This window comes from Pedobacter sp., from assembly GCF_045628745.1.
Lineage (GTDB): Bacteria > Bacteroidota > Bacteroidia > Sphingobacteriales > Sphingobacteriaceae > Pedobacter.
In genome coordinates this window covers 1-12,260 of the sequence record NZ_JAZQPU010000217.1, presented here as the reverse complement: position 1 = coordinate 12,260, position 12,260 = coordinate 1, and the positions used below count along the sequence as shown (strand labels likewise).

The 12,260-nt window shown below is 37.9% G+C and carries 12 protein-coding genes; 4 read left to right on the top strand and 8 right to left on the bottom strand.

Annotated features, from left to right (window positions below):
• Positions 1 to 46: 46 nt before the first annotated feature.
• The 8 genes from ACR2F7_RS08255 to ACR2F7_RS08220 form a co-directional block, all read right to left on the bottom strand.
• The gene (locus tag ACR2F7_RS08255) at positions 47 to 463 is read right to left on the bottom strand and encodes an FtsL-like putative cell division protein (RefSeq protein WP_432713105.1); all 417 of its coding nucleotides are present in this window, start codon (positions 461 to 463) and stop codon (positions 47 to 49) included.
• Positions 460 to 1,365: a 16S rRNA (cytosine(1402)-N(4))-methyltransferase RsmH gene (gene rsmH, locus ACR2F7_RS08250; protein WP_432713107.1), complete on the bottom strand. Its 906-nt coding sequence runs from the start codon at positions 1,363 to 1,365 to the stop codon at positions 460 to 462. Before rsmH ends, ACR2F7_RS08255 begins: the two co-directional genes overlap by 4 nt.
• Positions 1,355 to 1,828 carry a division/cell wall cluster transcriptional repressor MraZ gene (gene mraZ, locus ACR2F7_RS08245; RefSeq protein ID WP_432713104.1) on the bottom strand — a complete coding sequence of 158 codons (474 nt, stop codon included), beginning with the start codon at positions 1,826 to 1,828 and terminating at the stop codon, positions 1,355 to 1,357. The genes rsmH and mraZ overlap by 11 nt, the downstream gene beginning before the upstream one ends.
• Before the next feature lie 222 nt (positions 1,829 to 2,050).
• Positions 2,051 to 3,244, bottom strand: a complete 1,194-nt coding sequence (locus ACR2F7_RS08240; RefSeq protein ID WP_432713106.1) for a phosphoglycerate kinase — start codon at positions 3,242 to 3,244, stop codon at positions 2,051 to 2,053.
• Positions 3,222 to 3,671 carry a GNAT family N-acetyltransferase gene (locus ACR2F7_RS08235; protein WP_432713103.1) on the bottom strand — a complete coding sequence of 150 codons (450 nt, stop codon included), beginning with the start codon at positions 3,669 to 3,671 and terminating at the stop codon, positions 3,222 to 3,224. Before ACR2F7_RS08235 ends, ACR2F7_RS08240 begins: the two co-directional genes overlap by 23 nt.
• A gap of 10 nt (positions 3,672 to 3,681) precedes the next feature.
• Positions 3,682 to 4,671 (bottom strand): type I glyceraldehyde-3-phosphate dehydrogenase, encoded by a 990-nt coding sequence (gene gap / locus ACR2F7_RS08230; RefSeq protein WP_432713102.1) that lies wholly within the window; start codon positions 4,669 to 4,671, stop codon positions 3,682 to 3,684.
• Positions 4,672 to 4,719: 48 nt separating this feature from the next.
• Positions 4,720 to 5,745, bottom strand: a complete 1,026-nt coding sequence (locus tag ACR2F7_RS08225) for a glycosyltransferase family 4 protein (RefSeq protein ID WP_432713101.1) — start codon at positions 5,743 to 5,745, stop codon at positions 4,720 to 4,722.
• On the bottom strand, positions 5,745 to 6,488 hold the full coding sequence (locus ACR2F7_RS08220; RefSeq protein ID WP_432713100.1) for a glycosyltransferase family 2 protein: 744 nt from the start codon (positions 6,486 to 6,488) through the stop codon (positions 5,745 to 5,747). The genes ACR2F7_RS08225 and ACR2F7_RS08220 overlap by 1 nt, the downstream gene beginning before the upstream one ends.
• Positions 6,489 to 6,609: 121 nt before the next feature.
• On the opposite strand from ACR2F7_RS08220, the gene ACR2F7_RS08215 reads away from it, so the two are divergent.
• The 4 genes from ACR2F7_RS08215 to ACR2F7_RS08200 all read left to right on the top strand — a co-directional run.
• The gene (locus tag ACR2F7_RS08215) at positions 6,610 to 8,880 is read left to right on the top strand and encodes a GumC family protein (protein WP_432713099.1); all 2,271 of its coding nucleotides are present in this window, start codon (positions 6,610 to 6,612) and stop codon (positions 8,878 to 8,880) included.
• The gene (locus tag ACR2F7_RS08210; protein WP_432713098.1) at positions 8,837 to 9,997 is read left to right on the top strand and encodes a glycosyltransferase family 4 protein; all 1,161 of its coding nucleotides are present in this window, start codon (positions 8,837 to 8,839) and stop codon (positions 9,995 to 9,997) included. The genes ACR2F7_RS08215 and ACR2F7_RS08210 overlap by 44 nt, the downstream gene beginning before the upstream one ends.
• Before the next feature lie 3 nt (positions 9,998 to 10,000).
• A complete protein-coding gene (locus ACR2F7_RS08205) occupies positions 10,001 to 11,077 on the top strand; it encodes a glycosyltransferase family 4 protein (RefSeq protein WP_432713097.1) in 1,077 nt (358 codons plus the stop codon).
• The coding region (locus ACR2F7_RS08200; RefSeq protein WP_432713096.1) for an exosortase Y-associated Wzy-like protein at positions 11,067 to 12,260 on the top strand (1,194 nt) is incomplete at its 3' end. The genes ACR2F7_RS08205 and ACR2F7_RS08200, both read left to right, overlap by 11 nt.

Below are 12,260 nucleotides of genomic sequence, written 5' to 3'. Positions count from 1 at the left end.
TACGATCAGTCCAAAAGACAGATAAACACGCAATAAAATATTAGCCCTAATGTTCATCGTTAGTTATAATTAACTTTTTTGGGGGTACCACCAATTCTCTAATGCCTAAAGTATCTACCTTTTTAGCCACTTCGGTAAGTTTACTTTTAAACATCAGGTCGGCTTTTAATGACTTATACTCCCAACTCAATTCTTTTACTTCTTTATTCAATTTATCAATGTCCCTGATGTTTTTCACTGCCATATGACTATTGGCAATATAAAGCATACACAAAAAGGATATAAACAACAAAAACGGCAACATTTCTGTCGCAGCTTCCTTGGTAATGACCCCATCTGTTAAAAGTCTTTTAAAAGCATTTCCCGTTTCCGGTTTTTTTACTTTTTTTTGTCTTGGCGACTTTAATTGTGGCTCATCCTGCTGTTCAGGCTCCTCCCCGGTATTTTTCAGGAACTGGTTCATAATCTTTCACCAATTCTTAATTTTGCACTCCTGGCCCTGCTATTTTTGGCCAGCTCCTCCTCTTCTGCAACAATAGCTTTCCTGGAGATTACAGTAAAGGGCTTCTGGTGGTTGCCAAAGAAATCCTTTTCTACTTCACCTTTAAATTTACCCTTAGCCAGGAAATTCTTTACAGGCCTGTCTTCAAGAGAATGGTAAGACATGACCACTAATCTGCCACCTGGTTTTAACACCTCCGCGGTTTGCTCAAGAAAACTTTCCAATACTTTTATTTCCCCGTTTACTTCAATGCGCAAGGCCTGAAATACCTGGGCCATGTATTTATTTTCTTTACCTTTTGGGATATGTGAAGCGATAGCTTTTTTAAAGTCGGCAAGTGTAAGTACTGGTGCTGTCATTCTAGCAGTTACGATAGCTCTTGCTAAAGACTTTGCATTTTTAACCTCACCATAAATACCGAAAATCTTATGTAAATCTTCCTCTGCGTATTTATTCAGTACATCAGCAGCAGTTAACACTCCCTGCTTATCCATACGCATGTCTAGCGTAGATTCAAAGCGCGTGGAGAAACCACGCTCAGGCTCATTGAACTGGTGAGATGAAACGCCTAAATCAGCTAAGATGCCATCAACTTGTTTAAACCCCAATAAACGAAGGTTATTTTTTAAAAAAGCGAAATTCTGATCTACGAATAAAAAGCGGGGATCATCAATTTTGTTTCTTTGCGCATCAGGATCCTGATCAAAGGCAATAAGAATACCGTCCTTGTTTAATTTCTTTAAAATCTCTTTTGAATGTCCTCCACCACCAAAAGTAACATCCACGTAAACGCCATTTGGCTTAATGTTTAAGCCCCCTATGCATGCCTCAAGCAGCACTGGTACGTGGTAATCATTTTCCATCATCCCTCCTATTCAAATTTCCCATAATCTCTTCAGCCAACTTGGCGAAGTTTTCTGGTTCATGGTCAAACAAAGCTTCATAAGCAGTTCTCGACCAAACTTCTATTTTGTCAAACTGGCAAGCCAGTATAATTTCTGTATTTATGGAAATCCCAACGGACTCCAATAATGTTTTAGGCAAATTAACCCTGCCTGTGGCATCTAATATTAATTCTGTTGCACCCCTGGTGAAGTAGCGGATAAACTCCCTGGTCTTCTGTTCATAAGCATTTAATTTCCCTAAATCTTCAACAATTTCTTGCCAAACTTTTTTAGGGTAAATAACCAGATTTTTTTCAAAACCCCGGTTAATAATTAAACCCTCCTGCTCCAAATTAGGCAATTGTTTCTTTAGACTCGAAGGGATCATCAAGCGGCCTTTAGCGTCTAGTTTACAATCGAATTCTCCTAACAGTTGAACCATTCTAAGGTGTACACATTTTATGTAGTGTAAAAATAGAGTACTTCTACCACTTTTTACCACATTTTACCACAAAAAAGTTTTCAACATATTTCATATGATTACAATTACAGTAGAGAGACGCAATTATAGGCTCAAAAGCGTTAAAAAGAAAAAGCGTCCCCAAAGAATTGAGGACGCAAATACTGGAAATAACATTAAAAATAATTACATTAACTATTAAGATTAAGAATTAATTGCCTTAACACCAGGCAATTCTTTACCTTCCATATATTCTAAGAGTGCACCACCACCAGTGGACACATAACTCACCTGATCTTCTAAATTGAATTTTGCAATTGCGGCTGCAGAATCACCTCCACCAATCAAAGAAAAGGCATCATTTTCGCGGGTTGCGGCTACTACTGCATCGGCAATTGCGCGGGTTCCGTGAGCGAAATTATCCATCTCAAAAACACCCATCGGACCGTTCCATAATAAGGTTTTTGATTGCTTAATTACATCCGTAAATAAGGCGATTGTTTTAGGACCAATGTCAAGACCCATCCAGTCCTGAGGAATTTTTCCAGTATCTACATTTTGCTTCGCAGCGTTGTTATCAAATTTGTCAGCAATGACCGTGTCTAAGGGTAAATGAATCTGTACACCTTTAGCTTTTGCTTTTTCTAATAGTTCTAAGCAAAGTGGCATTCTATCTTCTTCTAATAAAGAAGTACCAATTTCACCACCCTGAGCTTTGGCAAAAGTATAAGCCATACCGCCACCAATAATCAGGTGATCAACTTTATCTAACAAACTCTCAATCAGTAAAATTTTATCGGAAACTTTTGCGCCACCCATTATTGCTGTAAAAGGTTTTACCGCATGGTGGTTTACTTTTTCGGCATTTTTTAATTCTTCAGCCATTAAATAACCAAAGAATTTAGAAGTAGGAAAAAATTCAGCTACTATTGCTGTTGAAGCATGCGCACGATGTGCTGTTCCAAAGGCATCATTAACATACACATTACCAAGACTGGCAAGCTTACCTGCAAACTCTTTATTACCTTCTTCTTCTTCTTTATAAAAACGTAAGTTCTCTAACAATAATACTTGTCCGGGAACAAGGTTAGCAGCCTTATCGATCGCTTCCTGACCAATACAATCTTCAGCGAATTTAACTTCAAGATCAAGCATTCTGGAAAGATCGCCCAAAATATGTTTTAAAGAATACTTAGCTTCCGGACCACCTTTAGGTCTTCCTAAATGAGACATCAGGATTACTGAACCGCCATCATTTAAAATTTTATTGATCGTAGGTAATGCAGCACGCATACGCTTATCATCAGTAATATTAAAATCCTTATCTAAAGGCACATTAAAATCTACACGAACAAGCGCTTTCTTATCTTTAAAATCAAATTGATCTATTGTATTCATCATCTTTTAAATTGTATATCATGTTAAAATGCATTCCTATTCCAGGCAGCTCAAACTCCTCAGTAACAAGCTCAAAACCAAGTTTTGTATAAAAGCCAATTGCAGAACTTCGTGCATTGCACCAAATATAAGAAGCATTAGCTGCTATTAACTCATTTATTGCAAATTTTATCAACAGATTGCCGAAACCTTTTCCGGCGAATTCTGGCGCTGTGGCCATTCCGCGGAGTTTATAACCACCCTTTCCCTTTTCAGGATAGTCGTTGGGGTAAAAGCTGGCAATACAAACGATCTGATCGTTATCAACAACACCTAAGTGAAATCCCTGCTCATCTGTAGGAAAGATACACTGCGCTAAAGGCTGACCATTTCTTAATACTCGGCTTCTTAAATTTAAGGTTTCCTCAGGCAGAATATATTTAACCATTTTAGAAGAATTAATTGTTTTCCATCTTCAAAATAACATCCACTAACCTTGCTGAATACCCAGATTCATTGTCATACCAGCCCACCACTTTCACAAGGTCGCCTACAATGGAAGTCAGTTGTGCATCAAAAATACAGGAATGTGGATTATCTAAAATATCTACCGATACAATTGGGTCTTCAGTATATTCCAGGATATCTATCATTTCATTTTCTGACGCTTTTTTGAACACCGCATTAATTTCAGCAATGGTCGCAGGATTTTTTAAGATACAGGTAAAATCTGTGAGGGAACCGTTGAGTACGGGAACACGGATGCCTGCTCCACCCAGCTTACCATCTAAATGCGGAAACACATGAGTGATGGCTTTTGCCGCTCCAGTAGTGGTTGGAATGATAGAAGCAGATGCCGCTCTGGCCCTGCGTAAATCTTTATGCGGGGCATCATGTAAACTCTGATCACCCGTCATGGAGTGAATGGTAGTAATATACCCTTCCACAATTCCCCAATGGTCATCTAAAAGCTTCACCATGGGTGCTACATTATTTGTGGTGCAGGAAGCGTTGGATAAAATAGCTGCATTAAGGTCTACTTCCCCATCATTGACACCAAGAATTACCATAGGAATATCCTTATCGCTTGCTGGTGCAGAAATCAGCACTTGCTTTGCGCCTGCTTCAAGATGTAGAGAAGCGGTATCTCTGGAAATGTGCTTTCCGGTGGCTTCTAAAACTAAATCAATTGCTAATGCTTTCCATGGCAATTCATTCGCTTTAGGATTGCAAAAAACAAGGATTCTTTTGCCATTGATGACAATGGCATCCTCTTCAACCTCCACAGTTCCTTTAAAACCACGATGAACTGTATCATATTTAAATAAATGAGCCAATGTTGCAGGAGCAGCGAGGTCATTGATGGCAACAATATTTATATTTTTTTCTAAAGCCCGGCGTAAAAAAATACGCCCGATTCTACCAAAACCATTAATAGCTATATTCATGAGGCGCAAAAATACCTATATTCTATTTATTATGGTCAGTTATTCGGATTAAGTTTTTTTGAAACTACTTCTGAGTAGGTAGTCAATAGTTTGGTTAAACACTATGCAAGCTACTAATAAGAACAGGCAGAGAAATAAATTTCCCATTTGCTGTAGTAATATGACTGCTGTTACCATTAAAAAGGTAAATCCTGTAAGTAGACCAGCAATTTGATCATCAGATAAACCATAACGCTTTAGCCGATGGTGGATATGATTTTGATCTCCCTTAAATGGAGATTTTCCTAAGCGCAGACGAATGAAAATCACCCTAAAAGTATCGTACAGGAGAACAATAAATAAAGCAAGCAATAAAACAGGAACGTTATCCGGGAATGAATGGGTATCTCTGGAAAGGTTCAAAACCCTTAAGGCTAATATTCCTAATATTAAACCTATAAACGTAGAGCCGGAATCGCCCATATAAACTTTTGCAGGTGAGGAATTTAAAAACAAAAAACCACTCAAAATACCAGATATAGACATCCCTATCAAGGTATTAGATACATCACCTGAACGAAAAAGTAGGGCGGTTAAGAATAAATTGATCGTTAAACCCAGCATAGCCGCCAAGCCATCACTGCCATCAATCAAATTAAAAGCATTGATCGATAGTACCAATACAAATATGCCTAGGTTGGTATCGAATGTAGGATACCAAAACATTGATTGAACTAGCTCAGGCTGTGAATTGACTTGACAAAATGCGACTAATAAAACAGCAACAATTAGTTGTACAAAGAATTTAACATAGGGTTTGATATTATGTAAATCGTCACCTAACCCTAATAGAAAAAGCATAAGAAATGCAATGTAGAAAGTAGCAGTAAAAGATGGATCGGCATTAAAGATATAATTCACGCTTAAAAATGTCATAAACAAAGCGACACCTCCCAATCTGGAAATTTTTTTAGGATTCTTTTTTAATGAATCATTTCTGTCATAAATTTTATACGCATTGCACAAATAAATGATGGCTGCCAGCAAAAAAACTACTAGGAAAAAGGACAGGATATACACAACTAAATATATCATTAGAAGTATTGCTCAATCTTTCTTATCTTTTTTCCAACTAAAGCGATCAGTGGGTATGGCACCTGGTGCACACACATTGCCTTATAATCTGCAATGCAAGCTTTTAAGCGTTGCTGAAGTGAATTATTGCTCATACCTCCAATTCTCATTTTCACAAAAATTTTATCTACAAAAACTGCAGAGATGTGGTGTTTATAAAAAAATCTCAAGACCAACTCATAGTCGGAAGAATGCCCAAAATCCATTGAAAAGTCACCTAGTCTTTCATACACTTCTTTTTTAATGTAAATGGTGGGATGAGGGGGCATCCAACCGTAATGCACTGCATTGCGCTGGAAAGAGTTCGACCGCCAGGTTCTGACTACTGCATTGACATCATCGCGTTTGGTATAATTCAAATTACCATAAACAGCCTCGCAATGGTTATTCTTGAATTTCTCCACGATAGTGGAGATTACATGAGCATCTGCAAGCACATCATCGGCATTTAATATTCCAATCACATCCCCGGTAGCAATGTTTAAAGCCTGATTAAGTGCACTGTAAAATCCCTGATCTGCCACAGAAATAAAATAACTCACCTGGGGTAAGTAACTTTTTATGATTGGTATGGTGGAGTCCGTTGATTTCCCATCAATGATAATCAATTCGATTTCTTGATAGTCCTGAATCAATACAGAATCGATACAATCAGCAATATATTTTTCGCAATTTAAAACGATGGTCACTATACTTACTTTCATTTATAATTAATAGTTTTATATCAAACGTAGTCGAAAATAAATCAAAGAAAAATATTAATTCTAATAAAATAATTTAACCTTTTTTAAATTAAATATTTATATGGAGCAAAGCCCAGGGTATATGAAAATGTTGAAGATAGTGATAGACAAATGGCCTTACATTTTAGGTTCATTACTCTTATTCCTGGCAGGCGGATACTTATTCCTCTATTTTACTATGCCCACTTATAGCGCTAATGCTTCTATCAAAATAGAGGACAAAAAATCTGAATTATCAGAACTCATCAGTATCCGAAATATATACGACCGGACGAGTAAATCAGAATCAGAAAAATTTATCCTCTATTCCAGGAATGTCCTTACCCAGGCGATCAAGGCACTAGACTATCAAATTAGTTTTTATAATGACGACAGGTTTAACCTCAACAATCTTTACCCTGAAAAGCCTTTATCTATCCAGGTGTCTTCAATTCCGAACGGAAAAATCCATAACACACTGTTTAAATATGAAAGGCTTAATGATCAACAGTTCAGGCTTCATTATGCTTTTCAAAGCTTTAAAAAGAGTAGCGTACATTCCTATGGTGAACAAATTTCATTAAATGGATTCAGCTTTAAGATTACTGCGGCACCGCGTGCTGAACTGACTTATCACTTTAGATTTAACGTGGTCAATGATTTTTTGATGAGTATGAATGAATCGCTGAAGATCGACGATAACCAAAACACCAATATTCTTCACCTCACTTACACAGACACCAACCCTTATTTTGCAAGGGACATTTTAAATTCAATTTTAAGCTCCTATCTAAAATTTGACAGATCCCAACGTTCTGTATCAGTCAAACAAACCGCCCTGTATATTGACACCCTGTTGAAGAACATGTCTGTGGTGCTTAAAAAATCAGCACAAGACATTCAACAATTTAAAACAGAAAACCAGCTATTGGATGTGTCTTCCAATGCGGAGTTGCTCATTACCCGGCTCAGTAGCCTTGAAACAGAGAAGCACAATCTTTCCATTCAGAAATTATTTACCACAGACTTACAGCGTTCGCTTCAAAAAAATCATAATGTCAATACACCCAACTTTAGTTTACAAGGTGTTGAAGATAGCCAACTCCTTACGTTACTTCAAAAGCTCAATTTGTTGATGGACAAAAGAAATGAGTTCTCGAAAACCTACCAGCCTGGCTCCCTCTTTATTGTTGATTTAGATGAACAGCTGTCAGCAATCAAACTAGCCATTAACAATAACATCAAGAGTCAAAACTTAAAAAACCAGGAATTAATTACCTATCTGGATCAGCAAATACAAGGTATCAAATCTAGTATGCAGTCGGCACCTGCCATTGAAAAGGATTACATCAGCTTGCAATCAGATTTCAACATTAACCAAAAGGTTTATAATTACCTCTCCGAAAAAAAGCTGGAAGCTCATATTTCCACGGCGGCCGTTACTTCCGGTGCACAGGTGATTGATGAAGCCATGCTTTCAGCCCAACCCAGTTACCCTATTGAAGTTAATGTCTACAAAGATTTTGCTTTGGCAGGATTCGTCATCGGCACCCTCATGGTTTTTCTGGTGCGGAAGTTAAATCCTTATCTCTATGAAATAGAAACAATTACCGAATTATCTACAATCCCTATTGTAGGCACGATAGGAAAACATATTGGGAAATTGGAGGAGCATAAAATATTATCTATAGATTATCCAAGGTCCTTATTTTCTGAATCTATCCGTGCCATGCGGGCCAACTTAGATTTTATGATCGCCGGAAATAATGGACAGGTCATTTGCATTACCTCAGAAATTTCTGGGGAGGGTAAATCTTTTACCTCCTTAAATTTAGCAGGAACACTAGGCCTGATCAACAAAAAAGTGGTAGTGGTAGCTACAGACCTTAGAAGGTCACAGTTACATAAGACTTTTGGAGTAAGCAATTTCACTGGTTTAAGCAGTTACCTTTCTGCACAGGAGGCCGTTGGAGAACTGTGTAAAGTTACCAGGTTTGCCAATTTAGATTTTATACCCGCCGGTCCTGTGCCCCCCAATCCATCTGAATTGATTCAGTCTGAAAGAATGAAGGACCTCATCAGTTACCTCAAAGAAAGGTATGATTTTATTATTCTGGACTCGGCGCCTGTAGGCTTGGTATCGGATAGTATTCCCCTGATGAGGTTGGCAGATCTTAATCTCTTTGTACTTCGATACGGGGTCTCCAGCCGACATGCCGCAACACTACCAGAAAAGTTAGCCAAAGAATTTAATTTAAATAACGTGGCCATTGTGCTCAATTGTTTTAACAAAGGACCTGTTCACAGCAATTATTATAGCCTTTCTACTAATGAAAAATCCTTTGAACATTATGCCAGCGCAAATGCAAATTAACAAAGAACAACATATTCTATTTCTAACCTTAAGTACTTTCGGTACAATCGGGGGTATTCAGAAAGTATGCAGAACACTCTGCAAGGTATTGTCGGATTTGGATGGCGTAGAAATGCCCATAACAGTACGCTCTTTATGTGACCATTCTAAAGATTTAGATGAAAGATATCTTCACAATAGCCAGTTCAAAGGCTTTGGCTACCATAGATTCTTATTCACTTTGGAGGCCATCTTTCAGGGCTTAAAAACTAATACGCTTCTGATAAGCCATGTCAACTTGATTTCAGTAGCCCTCATTATCAAAATATGCAACCCAAAACTCAAGCTCATTATGCTTGCTCATGGAACAGAAATATGGAGACCTCTTTCCTCCTGGAAAACAAAGTTTATCAAAAAAAATATGCAGGTATGGGCGGTAAGCCAATATACAGCAACACAAATCATTCAAAAGCACCAAATAGACCCAGCAAATGTTTATGTGGTAAACAATTGCCTGGATCCCTTTTTTGAAGTACCTAAAAATTTTAATCAATCATCACGCCTGCTAAAGAAATATAACTTAAAACATAAACAGCCTATTTTGTTGGTCATCTCCAGACTTACGTATCATGACAAGGGTAAAGGTTATGACCTGCTTATCCCCTGCATTGTAGATCTGGTTAAAGAATTTCCTAACCTCTGTTACCTGATTGCGGGTCAAGCTGAGCAAAGGGAAACAGCACGGCTCCAGCAACTGATCCTTAACCATGGAGTGCAAAGTCACGTTCAATTAATTGGCTTTATCCCCGAAAAGGAACTAATTGAACATTACCTGCTAGCCAGCATCTTTATCATGACCAGCAAAAAAGAAGGGTTTGGATTGGTTTATATTGAAGCAGCTGCTTGTGGCAGAAAAATCATTTGCGGGAATGATGACGGAAGCAGGGATGCAATTTTAAATGGCAAACTGGGCCAGTCCATCGACCCTGAAAATCCTGATGAACTTAAAAAGGCTATCAGACAACATTTAAGAAATACTGATCAGCATCAAGAAATCCATATCCAGGACACTTGTGTCAAAAACTTTAATTACCCTCAATATAAGGAGCGCCTCAAAGTGCTTTTAAATGCTAATTAAGAAATGAAAATTGCTATTATTTCCACCCATCCCATTCAATATTATGCACCTGTTTTTCAAATGCTTACACAGCAATTAGATGTAAAGGTATTCTATACAGCAGAAAAAGAAAGTCTGTATGACCATGGCTTTCAGCGAAACATCTCTTGGGATATACCTTTATTAAGAGGCTATGCTTATGAATGGGTAACTAAAGATGCAAGAATAGCACAGATTTCCATTTATCGCCCAACGCATATTATAATTTATGGTTGGGCTGCTCCAGGTCACCTCAGCTTACTTAGGTATTTTAAAAACAAAGTAACTATAATTTTTAGAGGAGATTCTACAATGTTGAAACTTTCACCATGGTGGAAGGCTCCTATAAAAAAGGTCTTTTTAACCTGGGTTTATCAACACATAGATGTTGCACTTTATACAGGCACCAACAATAAAGCTTATTTCAAAGAATATGGACTTAAGGATAAACAATTAAAATTTGCACCACATTCCATCGACAATGAAAGATTTTCGAAACCTCAAAAATTGGGAATAAGACAAAGTCTGGGGCTCAGCAAAAAAGACACACTGGTTTTATACACAGGAAAATTGAACACCAATAAAAATATACTTAACCTGATCCGCACTTTTGTAGAACTCAAAATTGAACATACACACCTGCTGTTGGTTGGCTCTGGTGTATTGGAAGGTCAACTCCAGAAAGAAGTGAATAAATATCAAAATGTTCATTTATTACCTTTTCAGAACCAACAGGTAATCCCGGCCTATTACCAGGCTTGCGACTTATTTTGTTTACCCTCTAAAAATGAATCATGGGGCCTTTCAATCAATGAAGCCATGGCCTGTGGAAAAGCAGTGTTAGTTTCAGATCAATGTGGTGCAGCCATAGATTTAGTGAGTCAAAACAATGGTAAAATATTTCGAAGCAAAGATCCCATGGACTTCAGCAGGCAATTGAAGCTGCTCTTAGAACAACCCGATCGATTGGAAACAGCAGGTAAATATTCAAAAAAAGAAATTCAAAAATGGAGCTTTAAAGTACAGGTTGACCATATTATTAACTGTTTATATGATTCCTAAAATTACCGATAAATCGACGCTGATCTTTATGGTTACCATCCCATGGGTTTTAGCGGAACTTGTTACCCACCATCCCCTATTGTCGTACACTATTGCATTTTTAGGCTCTTTTTATATTTTTTACGCGACAATTTTATCATCCTATCGCTGTATCAAAATGGACAGATCTTTAAGCGAGCAAATAATGCGACCAATTGTGCTGTTGCAACTCATTTTTGCCGGTTACATGTGCTGCACTTCTATATTTTATTTCATTGACCATTTAGGTTTCGAATACTTCAGGGATATCAATTATTCTCACTTTTTGGTGAACGATCAAACTTACTTATTGGCCAAAAGCCAAAGGATGGCATTGTTGGGGCATATTGCTTTAGTCGTGGGTATCACCTTGCAAACTAAAACTCAGGCTACGGTTGTAAAATTCAAGCTCCGCCTCAACTTAACTGCATTGATTATATGGTTAACATTGATCACCACAGGTATTGCTATCCTGATGAATTATGTTCCAGCTTTTATACAGTTGAAATATTACCTGCTCGCCATAGCAGCAAGCGGACAAGCATATCTGCTGGTAACAGGCTTGGCTCATCGAAAGGCTGTACTCATTTTGTTGGGAGGCCTGTGTTTTATCGTGCACCTGTTAAATGCTACACTAACAGGTTTTAAGGAAATAATCCTGGTCAATTTAATCACATTAGGCTTTTTTGCCTATCCACACTTTAAAAAAACAATCACCATTCTCTTTTTCCCCTCCCTTTATTTGCTGCTGTATATTCTACCCACCTTGACTACCATAGTGAGAAAGGAATCATGGATAGGTAACAAAAGTCCACAGACAGCAAGAGCAGAAGCCTACGAACTGCTAGCCAGCGGAGAAAAGGAAGTATTAATTCGCAACAATAACTGGGCGTTCCTCACCAATAGGTTTAGTGAAATTGGTATGTTTTGTCAATATGTAAAACACACACCTGCACAACAACCATATTATAGGTTACAAATTTTAGAGAATTCTATGCAGTCATTAATCCCGAGGGCACTGTGGGATGAGAAACCGTTTACAGAAAAGACGGCTATGGAAAGAGTTTACACAGCAGGTGTGGTTAGTCGCTTATCAACGGTGTCTGCAAAAACCAGGACCATCATTGACGGCTACTTAAGCGCGGGCCTTCTTGGTGTATTTACA

Excerpts from the sequence above, each read along its gene's own strand:
- ACR2F7_RS08255 (WP_432713105.1), bottom strand. The coding sequence starts at position 463 with ATGAACCAGTTCCTGAAAAATACCGGGGAGGAGCCTGAACAGCAGGAT.
- rsmH (WP_432713107.1), bottom strand. The coding sequence starts at position 1,365 with ATGGAAAATGATTACCACGTACCAGTGCTGCTTGAGGCATGCATAGGG.
- mraZ (WP_432713104.1), bottom strand. The coding sequence starts at position 1,828 with ATGGTTCAACTGTTAGGAGAATTCGATTGTAAACTAGACGCTAAAGGC.
- ACR2F7_RS08240 (WP_432713106.1), bottom strand. The coding sequence starts at position 3,244 with ATGAATACAATAGATCAATTTGATTTTAAAGATAAGAAAGCGCTTGTT.
- ACR2F7_RS08235 (WP_432713103.1), bottom strand. The coding sequence starts at position 3,671 with ATGGTTAAATATATTCTGCCTGAGGAAACCTTAAATTTAAGAAGCCGA.
- gap (WP_432713102.1), bottom strand. The coding sequence starts at position 4,671 with ATGAATATAGCTATTAATGGTTTTGGTAGAATCGGGCGTATTTTTTTA.
- ACR2F7_RS08225 (WP_432713101.1), bottom strand. The coding sequence starts at position 5,745 with ATGATATATTTAGTTGTGTATATCCTGTCCTTTTTCCTAGTAGTTTTT.
- ACR2F7_RS08220 (WP_432713100.1), bottom strand. The coding sequence starts at position 6,488 with ATGAAAGTAAGTATAGTGACCATCGTTTTAAATTGCGAAAAATATATT.
- ACR2F7_RS08215 (WP_432713099.1), top strand. The coding sequence starts at position 6,610 with ATGAAAATGTTGAAGATAGTGATAGACAAATGGCCTTACATTTTAGGT.
- ACR2F7_RS08210 (WP_432713098.1), top strand. The coding sequence starts at position 8,837 with ATGAAAAATCCTTTGAACATTATGCCAGCGCAAATGCAAATTAACAAA.
- ACR2F7_RS08205 (WP_432713097.1), top strand. The coding sequence starts at position 10,001 with ATGAAAATTGCTATTATTTCCACCCATCCCATTCAATATTATGCACCT.